The 14,124-nt window shown below is 32.9% G+C and carries 9 protein-coding genes; 1 reads left to right on the top strand and 8 read right to left on the bottom strand.

The genetic code is table 11. From position 1 onward, the window contains the following. Nucleotides 1-21: 21 nt before the first annotated feature. The 6 genes from AAGV28_RS08505 to AAGV28_RS08480 all read right to left on the bottom strand — a co-directional run bounded on the left by AAGV28_RS08505 (nt 22) and on the right by AAGV28_RS08480 (nt 8,982). Complete coding sequence (locus tag AAGV28_RS08505; protein WP_373406394.1) at nt 22-2,481, bottom strand: glycoside hydrolase family 95 protein; 2,460 nt, start codon at nt 2,479-2,481, stop codon at nt 22-24. A 1,447-nt stretch (nt 2,482-3,928) separates the two neighbouring features. After that, on the bottom strand, nt 3,929-4,963 hold the full coding sequence (locus tag AAGV28_RS08500) for an o-succinylbenzoate synthase (protein ID WP_373406393.1): 1,035 nt from the start codon (nt 4,961-4,963) through the stop codon (nt 3,929-3,931). 111 nt (nt 4,964-5,074) lie between these two features. Next, nucleotides 5,075-6,280: a tetratricopeptide repeat protein gene (locus tag AAGV28_RS08495; RefSeq protein ID WP_373406392.1), complete on the bottom strand. Its 1,206-nt coding sequence runs from the start codon at nt 6,278-6,280 to the stop codon at nt 5,075-5,077. A 45-nt stretch (nt 6,281-6,325) separates the two neighbouring features. Continuing rightward, complete coding sequence (locus tag AAGV28_RS08490; RefSeq protein WP_373406391.1) at nt 6,326-7,003, bottom strand: metal-dependent hydrolase; 678 nt, start codon at nt 7,001-7,003, stop codon at nt 6,326-6,328. Nucleotides 7,004-7,101: 98 nt separating this feature from the next. After that, nucleotides 7,102-8,064: a 1,4-dihydroxy-2-naphthoate octaprenyltransferase gene (menA, locus tag AAGV28_RS08485; RefSeq protein ID WP_373406390.1), complete on the bottom strand. Its 963-nt coding sequence runs from the start codon at nt 8,062-8,064 to the stop codon at nt 7,102-7,104. An 87-nt stretch (nt 8,065-8,151) separates the two neighbouring features. Continuing rightward, the gene (locus tag AAGV28_RS08480; protein WP_373406389.1) at nt 8,152-8,982 is read right to left on the bottom strand and encodes a 1,4-dihydroxy-2-naphthoyl-CoA synthase; all 831 of its coding nucleotides are present in this window, start codon (nt 8,980-8,982) and stop codon (nt 8,152-8,154) included. 483 nt (nt 8,983-9,465) lie between these two features. Between AAGV28_RS08480 and AAGV28_RS08475 the strand changes: the two genes are divergently transcribed. Beyond that, nucleotides 9,466-10,308, top strand: coding sequence for a hypothetical protein (locus tag AAGV28_RS08475; RefSeq protein WP_373406388.1), 843 nt, complete (start codon nt 9,466-9,468; stop codon nt 10,306-10,308). 1,119 nt (nt 10,309-11,427) lie between these two features. On the opposite strand, the gene AAGV28_RS08470 is transcribed toward AAGV28_RS08475, so the two are convergent. Both AAGV28_RS08470 and AAGV28_RS08465 read right to left on the bottom strand, forming a co-directional pair. Further along, nucleotides 11,428-12,282: a CvfB family protein gene (locus AAGV28_RS08470; protein WP_373406387.1), complete on the bottom strand. Its 855-nt coding sequence runs from the start codon at nt 12,280-12,282 to the stop codon at nt 11,428-11,430. A gap of 221 nt (nt 12,283-12,503) precedes the next feature. Further along, nucleotides 12,504-14,108, bottom strand: a complete 1,605-nt coding sequence (locus AAGV28_RS08465) for a family 43 glycosylhydrolase (protein ID WP_373406386.1) — start codon at nt 14,106-14,108, stop codon at nt 12,504-12,506. Nucleotides 14,109-14,124: the final 16 nt, after the last annotated feature.

Genomic DNA, 14,124 nt, shown 5'->3' with positions numbered 1-14,124 from the left:
TTTAGATTTTATAAAATTATTTTATTTACTAACGAATGTATGAACACTTCCTTTTTTTGTTAAAATATCAACTAAAACTGTAGGTTTAAGTTCGAGTGGTTTTATATTAGATTTATTAGAAATAATGGCTGCTGCCGTTTCATCAACAAAATAAAAAGGATTCGGATTTTCTCCATTTGCCATTGCTAATTCAGCACCTGATTTTTGTTTGAGATTATTTGGCAAACGCAACCTTAGATTTCCTCCTAATGTTGATTTTACAACTAATTTAGTAATCTTAGAATTATTCCATTTCATCTCTACAATTTCAAATCCACCTCTGGCTCGTATTCCTTCAATATTCCCTTCTGTCCAAACATCTGGTAATGCCGGAAGCAAATGAATAGCTCCATCCGAGCTTTGAACTAACATTTCAGTAATTCCCGAAGTACATCCAAAATTTCCATCAATCTGAAATGGAGGATGCGCATCAAAAAGATTATTATAAGTTCCTCCACCTCCAGGATTTACACCTAAAGGAGTCAGTTGGTTTTTTATAAGAGAAAAAGCATGATTTCCATCTTGTAATTTTGCCCACCAATTAATTTTCCAGCCCATACTCCAACCCGTGGATACATCGCCACGGTGAAGTAAAGTATTTTTTGAAGCAGTAAATAATTCAGGTGTCTTATATGCAGAAATTTGATTAGAAGGAAACAATCCATAAAGATGAGACACATGACGATGATTGTCTTTAGGATCATCAATATCATCCAACCATTCTTGAAGCTGATTGTGTTTTCCCACATGCATAGGAGCTAATCGACTGCGTAATTGTTTCAGTGTATCTATTAAAGTAGCATCTTCTTTTAAAATTTGCGCTGCGCGAATTGTCGTAGAAAAAACATCATAAACGATTTGGTTATCCATTGTAGTTCCGGCATCAAGCGATGAACCATTATGAGCCTGTGGAGCATTTTCTGGAGAGTTCCCGGGATTTACAACCATCCATTTATATTTCGGATGCTCTACAAGAAAATCTACATAGAATAAAGCGGCACCCTTTAATACAGGATATATAGATGCTAAATATTCTTTATCTCCTTTATAAAGATAATGTTCCCACAAATGTTGACTCGCCCATCCGCCTCCCGCTGTCCATAATCCCCAGAAAGCACCATCTACTGCGCCAGTAGCACGCCAAATATCAGTATTATGATGCGCCATCCATCCTCTTGTTCCATACATGGTTTTGGCAGTTTCCTGTCCTGTAACAGCTAAATCTTTTACCATTTGTAAAAAAGGTTGATGCAACTCTGAAAGATTAGTTTTTTCAGCGGGCCAATAATTCATTTCTGCATTGATATTAATCGTGTATTTACTGTCCCAAGCAGGAGTAAGACTGTTATTCCAAATTCCCTGTAAATTAGCTGGTTGTCCTCCAGGCTGTGAAGAGGATATCAGTAAATAGCGACCATACTGATAATATAATGCTACAAATTGTGGATCATTGGTATTTCTAAAATTTTTCAAACGCTCATCTGTTGGGAAATCAGCTGCTGGAGTTATCCCCAAATCTAATTTAACCCGATTGAAGTATTTTTGATAAGCAGCAATATGTTTCTTCTTAAGTGTTTCATAAGATTTTCCATAAGCAGTATTTATATAATCAGCAGCACGTTTCGCTTCATTACCGCTTACATCATTATAACTATTAAAATTAGTAGCCATCGATATAAAAATAGTAACAGCATTGGCATTTTTCACAATAAGGGAATTATCAGTTTGTTCTAATTTTCCATTATCTAATTTAATACGGGTTATTCCTTTAAAATTAATCAAACTCTTTACTCCTTCATGATCGCTTGTAGTACCTGTAATTTCAAGATCTTTTGAATTGCTTACCGCAAAATCCTTAATCTTATGTGGCGAAGTATAATTAGCCGTGAATGAAATACTTCCTTTTTTATCTGCTGTAAGATGAATTACAATTACTCTTTCTGAAAATGAAACAAAAGCTTCTCTTATATATGTTACACCATCAACCTGATAACTGGTTTTTGAGATTGCATTTTCTATGCTAAGTTCTCTCCTATAGTTAGAATACTTTTCATGTCCTTCAAAATTCAAATTAAGATTTCCTACTGGCTGAAACATTTGTCCATGTGATTTTTTTGAAATAAAAGCTTGGTTTGCTAATTTTTCAGCATCCTTATGTTTCCCCTCAAAAATCATTTTTCTTATTTCTGGTAAAGCAGCTAAAGCATTTGGATTATCATTTCTATTCGGTCCACCACTCCATACTGTATTTTCATTTAACTGGATAATTTCATGTTCAACATTTCCATAAACCATGGCACCTAAAAAACCATTACCAATAGGCAAAGCATTTTCCCAAATTTTCCCTGAAGGTTGATTATACCAAAGTTTAAGGTCTTGTTTGTCTTGTGAATAACCGAACGCTAAAGTAAGAAAAAAGAAAGCGTATATTTTTTTTTTCATATCCCCTATCTAATTGTCTTTAAAATAGTTATACCTATTTATTAACTTAATAATAATGTAAAAGAAACATGAAAACATGAATCGTTTCTAACATCTAAATCATAAACAAAAAATTATGTAAACAAAAAAATACATAACATTACAAATATACTATTTTACACAATCGGTTGCATAATAATATTAATTTTATTTTTACAAAAAAATAACGTCTTTTTTTTATAATTAGATGTTTTAACTTAAATAAATCAATAAAAAATTAAATACCTAAATTGGGACTTAAAAAAACATCACTAAGAATTACCAATTATTTTATATCAATACTTCGGTAGATTTACAGTTAAACATCTGTTTATCTATAAATAATAATGAAAAAATACGCTAAAATTAAGAGTTTCTATAAAATAATAAGATTGATTTTAAATTATATTATTTTAAGTTTACAGGTAATAAACAACATAATACATTGATTGTTGGCGTTTTAAACAATAAAAACGTTTAACTGTTTAATAAATCTAGAAAGAAATTCATTAAGTATGCATTTGTATCATTTATAAGCATAAATAGTAGAATTAATTTCCTTCAGTTGGAAAGATTTGGAGAATATTCAGAATGTACGAATCGTAAACAACATAAGGAAAAGTTTGATTTTTACGAGTTTAACAAAAGCTGGGTAAATAATTTACAGAGGAGGTTATATTAGAATTTAACTTTTCTTATCTTTCTAAATCAGGAAAAAAAACATGGTGTTGGCTATTTTGGTCTGGAATTGCAGGGAAATCGAAATGGGTTTTAGAATTTGCAGGTTTTGCAACTATTAATCCTGTTCTGAATACCGCTTATCATCTCGATGCGTATCAAACTCCTGCCAATCAAGAGCTGGATTCATAGGGAATGACGTTATTGGTTTACTATGCGAGTTTTATAACAAAAAAGTTTAGAAATCCTTACTTACTGCAAAGCTAGACTTCAGGTAGAATTCATTATCAGAGATAAAAACAATTTATAAGAGTTATTACCCGTGAATCCAAAAGCAAAAATAAAACTAATCTTTTATGTAAATACCGATTTAATTGTTGTAAATTTTGTGTGGGTATGTTGGTTTTCAAATGGGAATAATAATAAGTCTTTTTCTATTGCCAACTATAAAAAACACTTCAACAACGAGTTAATTATAAACAGATTTTTTGGCCTGTTCAGGATAAACCCTAACAAGTATAAAATAGGGTACTCATTCGGGAACTTTTGAATTATGAAAAAACAACAGCTTAAAATCTAACGAAGTATTGAAAATAGTAATGCCTCCATATTGGCTAATCGGTTTCGGGGATCATTTTTCTTGTCGAATTTAGGAGCTTGGTGGCGTTCGATTAATCATGTAAGCAAAAAAAAACTTAATCACGAACAGTTCTTTTAGAGACCGAAATTACTGATTCAGATGATTTATCTTTTACAATTCAAAAAACCAATTTTTAGTTTTTTCATACCACAAATGTCCCTGAGAAACTTCAAGTGGGCAGTCAAAATTATTAGTATAAAGTCCTCCGGTTCCCAATCCTTGAGGCATTAAATTATGCTGTAAAAATGTCCATTGTGCAATCGCATTTAATCCTACATTACTCTCTAAAGCGGAAGTAATCCACCAACCAATTTGGTGCTTTTCGGCTAACGAAATCCACTCTTGAGTTCCTCGAAATCCGCCTACAAAACTGGGTTTTAAAATGATATATTGCGGCTTGATTTTTTGCAATAATTGCTCTTTTTCAACCAATGAGAACACACCAATTAGCTCTTCATCTAAAGCAATAGGAAAAGGAGTTGTTTTACACAACTCTGCCATCCTGTCAGTATTATTTTTTTGAATAGGTTGTTCAATACTATGTAGTTCAAAACCATACAATTTATTTAATTTATATAAAGCTTCATTTAAACTAAAAGCACCATTAGCATCCACCCGAATTTCTACTTGTTCCGGAGTAAAATGTTCCCGAATAAAACGCAATAACTCCAATTCTTTATAGAAATCTATAGCGCCAATTTTGAGTTTTACACAACGAAAACCTTGTGCTAGTTTTTCCTCGATTTGCTGCTTCATAAAAGCCGCTTCGCCCATCCAAATCAAACCATTAATTTCGATTGATTTTTCGCCTTCGGTAAAGGCAGAAGGAAACAATAAAAAAGGACTTTCACTAGCTAAAGATTGAAATGCCATTTCAACACCAAACTGTATCGAAGGAAAGTCCATTAAAGCTTCCCAAAGTGCCTCTTTCCCTAAATGAATATTAGTGCAAGTCCATTGCAATTTGGCTTCATAATCCGGTCGGTCATCCGCACTTAAACCTCTTAGAATTCCGCACTCTCCTATTCCCTTTTTTCCGTTCTCTTCCAGAACCAAAAACCAAGTTTCTTTTTCGGTCATCACACCACGAGAAGTTCCTGATGGTTGTTTGAAGTTAAGAATGTATTTATAGTAAGTTGCTTTCATTTTTTTTTCTGCAAAGATTCGCTAAGATTTATCATTAAAAAGTTATAGACTTTACTTGAATTAACAAATCTTTCAACCAAGCTCTTTCCTCTTTTTTCTTTATTCTATTTTCTATTTTACCAACTTCAAAACCTTTTCAAAATCTTCACTTTGAATTCCTGCTTTCGCAAAAGTTTGATAATCATCTTTTATTTTTTGCACCCAGCTTAGGCTATCGGTTACATTTTGATTTTGATATTCCTTGTAAATTGTTTTTGCTTTCGAATATTCGCCATTCAATAAATAAGCGTGTGCCAAATTCAATTTGACTAACAACTCTGTATCGTCCAGTTTTTCGCCTTCTTTCAGGGTTTTAATCGCTTTTCCGTATTGTTTGGTCAATAGATACCCATAACCCAAATTGCTATAATCTAAAGCAGTTGCTTTTTGTTGATTGACAATTTCGTTGTAATTTTTTATTGCCGAGCTGTAATCGCCTTTTTTAAGATCATTAGCAGCTTTTGCTCTCAAATCATTAAAAACGGTGTTGGCAATGCCGGTTTCTTCAAAACAACTCGCACCAAAATCTTTATACGCCTTAGCTTGCTCCATAGCCAAGAGTTTTTGGAATTCCTGGAAACTATATTGTTTTTGGATTTTTTCGCCAATACAAACGCAGAAATCGTCTGAATTTTCCATTTTTCTAGCCAAGGCCGAAGTTTTGCATTGGCTAATGATGTTTTTTCTGTTTTCCAAAGTCCAGCCTCTACTCAATTTCGTATCAACCCAAGGCACTACTTCCAAAACAATTTTCTGTTTCATAAACCAATTGGAACTTTCGAAACCAAAATACAATTTGGTCGTATTTGTTTTAATACAACTCGATTTATCAATTGAAAGTCGCTTGGCGTCTTTGCTCAAAGCCACATTTTGAGCTAAGCAGGCATTAGTAGTTTCTCCTTTTGAGCTGTAGGCTTTGGCTAATTCATTCGTAGAAAAAATAGCGTATTTGCATTTATCATCGCCTGAAATTTTAGACAATAAAAAAACCGCTCCTGCTGAACCTTGACTGATTCCTGTTGGATCCGGAATGGATTTTAGCACTGAAACTAAACTACTTGCCATTTGTTGATTGTTATCCAAAAGCGTAATTCTATAAATCAATTCAGTTGTTCCTGTGGGAAAATCATCGGTTTCTACAACGATTCTATCCCTTGCCGTAACAACAATTTCTTTATAAGTGGCTCTTTCTTTGTCCCAATAACCTGATTTCTGAGCAAATATGGATTGATAAAAAATGCTAATCAATAGCAAAAAAATTATTTTTTTTAACTTCATTTAATTTAGTGTTGATAAATTCTAAAGAGATAAATTCTTTTTATTTTACAATTCGATACTATCTCCTATTTCAAGTAACATCAAGTCTTTTCCTTTGTCGAAAAATCGTTGGATAGCTTCTTTTTTATTGATTTTTATATATCCAAAAGTATCGTAATGATAACCTAAGATTTTATCGCATTCGACAAAATCAGAAGCCAGAATAGCATCTTCTACATCCATCGTGAAATTATCACCTATGGGGAAAATCGCTAAATCCAACTTAGTACGCATCGGAATCAATTTCATATCCATTGTCAAAGCGGTATCACCAGCAATATAAACATTTTTATGTTCGCCTTCGATAACAAAACCGCCTGGATTTCCTCCGTTAGAACCATCAGGAAACGAACTCGAATGAATGGCATTTACATATTTTACTTTTCCAAAATCAAAATTCCAGCTTCCACCGTGATTCATAGGGTGCGTTTCAAAACCTTTGGCAGCATAATAATCTGCAATTTCAGCATTAGAAACAATTACCGCATTTGTACGCTTTGCAATTGCTTCAACATCTAAAACGTGATCACCATGCGCATGCGTTAGCAAAATATAATCGGCTTTTAAATTGTTTATATCAATGTGTTCCGCCAATGGATTTCCTGAAATAAAAGGATCTACAATAATATGTTTTCCACCCACTTTAATCCCTAAAGCGGCATGTCCGTAATAAGTTATTTTCATATTTTTATTTTTTAAGTGATAAGCAACTAGTGAAAAGTACCTAGCCAATAAATTAACTTTTAGCTAATCACTAATTAATTCTCACTAGTTACTACAATTTATCTTCCGCCTAAAAGCGTGTTAACAACTATATCTGAAAAAAAGTAAATCATACACAAAGACAACAAAACCGAAAGCAGAAAAGTACTCAAGGCTAGCTTTTTTAATTCGGGATCTAAAGCTCTAGGCTCTTGGTTTTTAGACACCGTAACTAAATGGTTAGTTAAAGGAATATAAGCCAATAAAAACAGATATTGGTCAAATTTGAATCTGCTTATAATGGCAAATACTAAAGTCAAAACCATGGCGCTGACAATTAAAAAGTAGTGGTATTTTTTTGCTTTTGCTCCACCAATTTTTACCACAATGGTATTTTTGCCTGCCTTTTTATCGGAAGCTTCATCGCGCATATTATTCAAATTCAAAACACCTACGCTTAAAAAACCGATAGCCATAGCTGGTAAAACTAATTCGAAATCCAATTGTTTTGAATATAAAAAGTTGACTCCTAAAGTACTTACCAATCCAAAAAAAACGAATACAAATACATCACCATAACCTCGGTAGCCGTAAGCGGTATTTCCAACAGTATATCGAATAGCCGATAAAATGGCCAGGATTCCTAACGCAAGATAGAATAGCGAATAAAACAAATTTGTACCTCCAAAAGCGTAATAAATCAACGCTATTGCTGAAAGTAAGGTCAAAAACGAAGTGATGATTATAGCACGTTTCATAGCAGCAGGTGTAATCACACCGCTCTGAATGGCGCGTTTAGGCCCTACGCGATCTTCATTATCAGTTCCTTTCACTCCATCACCATAATCATTGGCAAAATTAGAAAGGATTTGTAATCCTAAAGTAGTCAGAATGGCAAAGCCAAAAAGTCTCCAGTTAAAAACGTCGGTTGGTGTTAATATTTCTTCGGTAGGATGTGCCAGGGCGTACATACTGCCCACAATAATTCCTGATACAGACAAAGGTAAGGTGCGCAATCTTGCGGCTTCAATCCAGTGTTTCATTATAATTTTATTGTTTATAGTTTATGGTTTGCGGTTTTTAGTTTGCGGTTCTAACTGAATACTAAAAACTGAACACTGCCTACTAAATTATGGCAACCATTTCTTCTCAAAATTAGGCTTTCTTTTTTCAAGGAATGCATTTCTACCTTCCTTCGCTTCTTCGGTCATATACGCTAATCTTGTTGCTTCACCTGCAAAAACCTGTTGGCCTACCATACCGTCATCGGTAAGATTCATTGCGAATTTTAGCATTTTGATTGATGTTGGCGACTTCGCTAAAATTTCCTGAGCCCATTCGTAAGCCGTAGCTTCTAATTCGCCATGAGGAATTACAGCATTTACCATTCCCATCTCAAAAGCTTCCTGAGCCGAATAATTACGTCCTAAAAAGAAAATTTCACGTGCTTTTTTCTGTCCAACCATTTTAGCCAAATAAGCTGAACCGTAACCTCCGTCAAAACTAGTTACATCGGCATCTGTTTGTTTAAAAATAGCGTGTTCTTTGCTTGCCAAAGTCATATCGCAAACCACGTGCAAACTATGCCCCCCGCCTACAGCCCAACCTGGAACTACTGCAATAACTACTTTTGGCATAAAACGGATTAAACGTTGTACTTCAAGAATATTCAATCGGTGCTGACCATCTTCACCTACATATCCTTGATGTCCTCGGGCGTTTTGATCGCCACCGCTACAAAATGAATACACTCCATCTTTAGTTGAAGGCCCTTCGGCAGATAACAAAACAACACCTATAGAAGTATCTTCTTGAGCATTATAAAAAGCGTCATACAATTCAGAAGTGGTTTTAGGTCTAAAGGCATTTCGAACATTAGGTCTGTTGAATGCTATTCTGGCAACACCGTTACATTTTTTATAAGTGATATCTTCGTATTCTTTTGCTGTGATCCAATCCATCTTAATGGGTTTAAATTATTTTAGCGTAAAAATAAATCATTTTTTAGACTTTATCTAAGCTATCCCTTATTTAGCCTGAAAAAAGAATCGCTAACTCAAATAAAACACATTCAACTCCTAGGGTGTAACTAATAAAAATGTCAGTTCTGGTGTTTTTTTTGTGCAGTCCAAACACTTTTTAGGACGAAACAAAAAATGTATCCAGAATCGGTTGCAAAGAAAACGCTCTTGTTTTCGATACATTTTGCTGTGAAGAATGGCTCCAACTGACAAAAAATTATCAACTTAAAACAAGTATTTTATTACTTTATTTTTTATATTTACAGTAGTTCCTAATATAAGTAAGTCGAAAGTTTTAAAGTCGTTAAGTTAACAGAGGATTTATTAGTTTAAATAACTACAAATTAATATTTTAAACAAAATTATATCGTCTAAAAATACGACATCATATAGTTTTAACTACTTATAAAACACCTTTTGATTATGAAAATATGGAATAAATACACTTCAATTGTCAGGGAAAACATCTTGTTTTCGTCCAAAAAAAACACAGACTTAAAATATTGGCGAGATGATATGTTTGCAAACACCATAATATATATCATCCCATTAAGTATTATAGCTTTAATCCCTTCGGTCATTTGGGCCTTTGAATCACAACACTACATAATGGTCTTTGTTGATATTTTATCTGTTTTATTAGCTCTTTTTACTGGTGTTAAAAAAAGTATCAAAATAAAAAAACGCAAACTATTGTTTATTGCAACAGTATACACTTTGAGTACTTTCTTAATCTATTTTGTTGGATTAAACAGTACCTTGTATTTGCTTGCAGCTTGTTTTTTAGCCACGTTTATATATACATTTAAAAACCAATATACTCCAGCTCTCTTTAATGTATATATTTCTGTTTTTTATATATGCCTATATTATCTTGACTTAACTCCTCCACACAATATCAATTTTGATTCAAAAGAACTTTTTGCGGTTTTTTCAAATCTAATTTTTCTTAGTTTTTTAGTTTGTTCCTTAGTTCCAAAATTATTCAATGGTCTTGATGAAAGTTTTAAAAACAATATTCAACATACCCAAAAAATAGAAAAACAAAATGAAGTATTAAAAGAAATAACTAGGATTCAATCTCATGTGGTAAGAACACCGCTGTCGCGTTTAATGGCAATAACTAACCTTTTAAAAGAAAATGATAATACAGAAGAAGAAAAAGTATTTCTAATTGAAAATATAATTGTGTCCAGTAATGAGCTAGACGAAATTATTAAAGAAATTGTCACTAAATCCGAAAGCATACGGTCTACAGAAAATTAATTTAAGAGCCTGTTTAAATTTATTTAAAAAAAGAAATTTACTTTTTCCCAACCCGCCGAGGCGTGTGAAAAATCTCTTAAAAATGTATCAAATTTACATCCGCGGCGGCGGAATGGATAATTAATTTTGATGAATTTCAAATAGACTCTAAGATGATTTGATTAAGAGGTAAAAACTATATAATGTAACCCGTTGGGTTAAATTAGCAAAAACGTCAGTTCGAGTGTTTTTTGCATAATGAAAAGAAGCGAAAAATGTATCGAGAACCGTTTTCTATTCAATATTTTCTTGTTCTCGATACAAATTTTCCGAAAAAGCTGTCGCGTTTTCTGAAAATTCACTCGAACTGACGAAAATTTAATATCCAAAAACAATTTCACCCAACGAGTTATAATGTAGCATTTTGAGACGATATAATTTTGTTTAAAACACTAACTTGTAGTTGTTTGAACCAATAAAACCTCTTTTGACTTAACGACTTTAAAACATTCGACTTACTTAGTACTTTTAAATAATATCTTTTTTATCATTTCGTCTTAAATTGATTTTTCAGTAATCCTTATCCCATTAATCTTTTAAAAATGTTAAATTTTGTCAAATAAAGACTTTTTTTGAAAACCGAAACATTTTTTTTATTAATTTAGACGTAGTTAGTTGAGGATTTAGTTAAATATTTACAACGCTAACTAACATTAAGAGTCACTTCACTGATTTATTAACTTAAAAGAAGAATATTGAAACAAACAACACGCTTTATCACTCTTTTTTGTACGTTACTAAATTTAAACTTCGGAAGAAAAGAGCCCAAATGGGAAACACTAAAGCCTATTAGAATTTATTCAAAGTAGCACCTACGGTAAGCATTTGGATTACTATACAAGATGGAATCATCATTAAAATGAATTTGTAAAATCCAATTTTTTTTTTATACCAACGGTTTTTATTGCAAAATGAAATTCCAAATAGTTTTTAGAAGTTAAAAAAAGATAAAGAAAGAACAGTTAACGTGAAACCGCAAATTATGGTTTCCAATTGTTAAATACATTATAGCTAATTAAACTAAAAAAACAGCTATAAAAAGAGAAAGACTAACCACAAGGATTAGTCTTTCTTTTTTTTTTATTCTTTTATCAGATAAATTCCGTCTTCCTTAATTTCAATTAATTTCTCTTTGTACAAAGCTCCAATGGCTTTCTTAAAAGTCTTTTTACTCATCTTCAATACCGTTTTGATGTCTTCGGGATGCGAATTGTCATTTAATCTTAAAAAACCTCTGCTCGCTCTTAGTTCGTCCAAAATTTTCTCGGCATTCGGTTCGATACTTTCGTAGCCTTGTTTTTGTAACGAAACATCAATTTTGTTATCAGGTCGAATGTTTTTAATAAAACCACGCATTCTGTCACCAGTACGAATTGCATCATCATAAACCTCATCTTTATACAAAAGTCCTTTGTGCTTCTCGTTAATAATTACATTAATCCCGATTTCAGTAATATGCGAAACAATCAATTCTACTTCTTCGCCGTTCTCCACCGTAAGATCATCGTTATTAAGAAATTGATTCGTCTTACTTGAAGCCACCAATCGATTGGTTTTTTCGTCCATATAAAGGTAAACCAAATAACGCTTCCCTTTTTCCATTGGTCTGGCTTGTTCCTTAAACGGAACCAGAATGTCTTTTTCCATTCCCCAATCCATAAAAGCACCTACCTGATTGGTGTAATTCACACGCAAAAGCGCAAATTCATTCAACAAAATATAAGGTTCCAATGTAGTAGCCACCGGACGTTGTTCGTGATCTAAATAAACAAAAACTATAAGCTCTTCGCCTATTTCAAATTCGTTAGGGACATATTTATTTGGCAAAAGGACGTCGTGAATTCCTTCTGGATCTTTTTCGGGATTACCCAAAAACAATCCCACTTTAGTATCACGTAATATCGTTAAGCTGTTGTATTTTCCTATTTTAAGCATATTCTTCTTTTTTCTAAGCCGCAAAGGTACGATGTTGTAAGATGATTTTACCGCAAAGTTCGCAAAGTTTTTCGCAAAGGTCAGAAAGTTCAAAAATCTGCATATTGAAAACTTTTCTCGCAGATATTAAAGATTCAGCAAATTTAAAATAAAACTTTACAAAGCTTTTACATTTACTTTGCGTAAGCCTTTGCGAACTTTGCGGTTCATTTTAAAGCAAATTATTTTTTCACCAAAGTCACATCGTCTACTAAACAAAACGCATTTGCAGTTCCATTTGCAAAAAAACCAACGGTTATTTTACCATTTTTTACCAAAATATCTGAAATACGAATGCTCGTCCACGAGGTATTCTTGGTTTCAATACTAAATTTATAATTAACACCGCCCGTATTAGCATGCATTTTAAGTCCGCTGAAACCTTGGCTGTTTTTAACTTTGGCTGTCAAATTGTAAACACCATCTTCTAAGGCTACATAAGAGGAAGAGGTAATTTGTTGCGTAATTTCTCTTGTAAAATCGACTGTGTCGGTAATATTTAAACTTTTTTCGCCTATGACTTCTTTTCGGTCATTTTCTGTATTGAAATAATTCAATTGTGGCGAAATTTCACTTTTCACTTGAATAGGATTTCCTTTAATCACTTCGGTTTTCCAACCTAACAATTGTTCCTGAATGGGCTTAAAATTGCTTGGAATTTTGTTTCTATCGGCTTCAAAACTGCCGTTTTTTACATAATTGTTATCTGTAGCAACAGTCCAATCTCCTGTTTTTTCGTCCAGATTCCATGAACTTAACGAATTAAAATAAGGTTTATGTCCATCAAAAGAAAGCGGAAACCATTGGTTATACCCTAAACCATTACCAGCAAAATCAGCCCAACGATCACCACAATAAATTACGGTTTCTTTACCATTTCGTTTTATAGTATAGAAAAAACCAGTTTGTGTTACGTGTGCATAATCTTCGGTAGAACCTGCCATAATTTGCATATCATTGGTTGGTAAATAAGGTCCTCTAATATTATCTGAAACCAAATAATAAGCGAAAGAAGCATCCCAACCATAAATATTCGAAGCAGCCATGTAATACTTGTTTTTGTATTTAAACATACAATTTCCTTCCCTACTTTCTCCTTGAAAAACTTTAGTACAATCTAAAATAGTTACTTTTCCGTCTTTTACACCTATTTCAGAAACATAAATTTTATTTCGCCCTTTTCCATAGGAATAAATCAAATAAGATTTTCCATCATCATCTGTAAAAACAGTTTGGTCACCTGTGTTTGTTGTACCAATCCATGGTTTCATATTTATTTTTTGATGCCAAGAAAACGAAGCTGTAGGTGAATCTCCCAGCAGAACAAGAACCTGACTTCCATGTTGAACAAAAAGGGCATATTTATTCATTTCTTTTACAAAAGCAACTCCCAAGCGTCCAACCCATGTTTTTCTTCCATCAGGAAATGCGTTTTCATCAGTAAAAACATCACCTTCAAAAGTCCAATTCACTAAATCAGTGGAACTATAACAAGTTATCGATTTAAAAGTACAACGGGGATAGGTTATAATTGGTTCTTTGCGGTATTTCTCAGCTTCTTCATAATGCACTCCGTACCAATAGTACTTTTCAATTCCTGTTTTAGGATTTTCAAACTTAAAAACACCACCACCCTGACTGTAAATAGGAAGTCCTTCTTTGGTGTCCCAAAAAACATCATTTTTTATATTTTGGTTTTGTGCTATTATTTTAATTGTGGAACACAGCAACAACATCACAATCCATACTAGTTTAGAAATCTGCTTTAAACCACTCTTTTTTATCATATTTTAGGGAATTATA

Origin of the sequence: Flavobacterium zubiriense, assembly GCF_041729725.1 — a bacterium.
In the GTDB taxonomy this organism is placed as follows: domain Bacteria; phylum Bacteroidota; class Bacteroidia; order Flavobacteriales; family Flavobacteriaceae; genus Flavobacterium; species Flavobacterium zubiriense.
This window is presented reverse-complemented; position numbering and strand designations above follow the sequence as displayed.

What these genes read in the sequence shown, in the direction of transcription:
- AAGV28_RS08505 (WP_373406394.1), bottom strand. Translation starts at nt 2,481, where the DNA reads ATGAAAAAAAAAATATACGCTTTCTTTTTTCTTACTTTAGCGTTCGGT.
- AAGV28_RS08500 (WP_373406393.1), bottom strand. Translation starts at nt 4,963, where the DNA reads ATGAAAGCAACTTACTATAAATACATTCTTAACTTCAAACAACCATCA.
- AAGV28_RS08495 (WP_373406392.1), bottom strand. Translation starts at nt 6,280, where the DNA reads ATGAAGTTAAAAAAAATAATTTTTTTGCTATTGATTAGCATTTTTTAT.
- AAGV28_RS08490 (WP_373406391.1), bottom strand. Translation starts at nt 7,003, where the DNA reads ATGAAAATAACTTATTACGGACATGCCGCTTTAGGGATTAAAGTGGGT.
- menA (WP_373406390.1), bottom strand. Translation starts at nt 8,064, where the DNA reads ATGAAACACTGGATTGAAGCCGCAAGATTGCGCACCTTACCTTTGTCT.
- AAGV28_RS08480 (WP_373406389.1), bottom strand. Translation starts at nt 8,982, where the DNA reads ATGGATTGGATCACAGCAAAAGAATACGAAGATATCACTTATAAAAAA.
- AAGV28_RS08475 (WP_373406388.1), top strand. Translation starts at nt 9,466, where the DNA reads ATGAAAATATGGAATAAATACACTTCAATTGTCAGGGAAAACATCTTG.
- AAGV28_RS08470 (WP_373406387.1), bottom strand. Translation starts at nt 12,282, where the DNA reads ATGCTTAAAATAGGAAAATACAACAGCTTAACGATATTACGTGATACT.
- AAGV28_RS08465 (WP_373406386.1), bottom strand. Translation starts at nt 14,108, where the DNA reads ATGATAAAAAAGAGTGGTTTAAAGCAGATTTCTAAACTAGTATGGATT.